Source organism: Marinobacter sp. CHS3-4 (genome assembly GCF_030053415.1).
Lineage (GTDB): Bacteria > Pseudomonadota > Gammaproteobacteria > Pseudomonadales > Oleiphilaceae > Marinobacter.
In genome coordinates this window covers 1-1,572 of sequence record NZ_JASGBJ010000007.1, presented here as the reverse complement: position 1 = coordinate 1,572, position 1,572 = coordinate 1, and the positions used below count along the sequence as shown (strand labels likewise).

General features: G+C 52.2%; 1 protein-coding gene. It reads left to right on the top strand.

Annotated elements, in window-relative coordinates; all coding sequences use genetic code 11:
• Window positions 1–17: 17 nt before the first annotated feature.
• On the top strand, window positions 18–1,572 hold a 1,555-nt coding region (locus QLQ17_RS17125; RefSeq protein WP_502867402.1), incomplete at its 3' end, for a lactonase family protein.

The following is a 1,572-nucleotide window of genomic DNA, read 5'->3' as shown; positions in this document are numbered from 1 at the left end:
AAGGGAACACCGGTGGTGTGTGGTCCAGCGCCGTGGCCAGTCCGGATGGCCGTCACCTGTATGCCATATCCAATGCTGCGGATGAGCTGGTCGTCCTGACTGCCGGGTTTAAAGGTATTGGTCGCCCAGATCGGGATGGTGACGGTGTAGAGGATATCCTTGATGTGTTTCCGGATGATCCAGAGGAATGGCTGGATACCGATGGAGACACCATTGGCAATAACGCAGATCCGGATGATGACGATGACGGTGTTGCTGACGAGTCGGATGCTTTCCCACAGAACGACAGTGAATGGTTGGACACTGATGGCGACAACATCGGTAATAATGCCGACCCCGATGACGACAACGATGGCTATGACGATGCGGCAGATGCCTTCCCGTTAAGGGCTGAGGAATGGTCGGACGCTGATGGAGATGGCAAAGGCGACAACGAAGATCTGGATGATGATAACGATGGCATGTCCGACCTTTGGGAAGAAGCGAATGGATTGAATCCACTGGATGCCAGTGACGCGTCACTCAACCCGGATGGGGATAATCTGACCAATCTGGAAGAGTTTGAGAACGACTCAGACATTAACCTTCAGGATACTGATGGCGACGGATATCTGGATCACGAAGACCAAATGCCACGGGATCCGACCGAGTACCGCGATATTGATGGTGACGGTATTGGAGATACAGCCGATCTTGACGACGACAACGATGGCCTGTCAGACCAGTGTGAAACCACTTATGGCTTTGATCCTCTGGTCGCCAATCCAGAAGGCCGGGACTTCGATGGTGACGGTGTTGCTGACGACCTTGAGTGTATCGCGGGTACGGATCCAACCAAAACAGATACCGATGGTGACGGACTACCGGATGATTTCGAACTGGCTTATGGCCTTGATGCATTATCGAACGATGCATCGGAGGATTTGGACCAGGATGGCTACAGCAACGAACTTGAGTATCAGTTAGGCCACGATCCGAGTGTTAACGAGTTTGATGATCGGTCGCCTGAATTGATTGAGCGTCTGAATCTTCCTGCCACTGTAAGTACTATCCAAGTGGCGTCTCATCCTGGCGGCGAGAACGTTGTTGTTGCTGTAGGCAAAGAGCTGATTGTTTACGCCAGAGATGCCATAACCGGCCGCCTGACTCAACTGTCTCAGTTTGTGATTTCGACGACATTCAATTCTCTCAACACATTGGATCTGACGTTCAGCGGCGATGACCTCTATGTTGTGACTCGTGAGAATGGCTTCGACATTGATGAGCAAGCTCTGCATCATTTGAAGCTTGATGCTTCTGGAACGCTTGTCGCCCAACGGTCACTCACGCTCGAAGCGTTGGGTAGTGGTGCGGTGATGGAAGCCGGGGTGGCCTATGAGAGTGCTTCTCTCAGCTATGCCTCGATCGAAGCTTCTCCGGACGGTGAGCAGGTCTATCTTGGTGTCAGGAGTCGAGGTGTTCTGATCTTCGATCGTGACGACACCACAGGCGACTTCACCTTCCGTGAGCACTTCCTTAATGGTGAGTCCTATCTTCACGCACACACCCAATTAGTGATGAGCGATTCTGGTT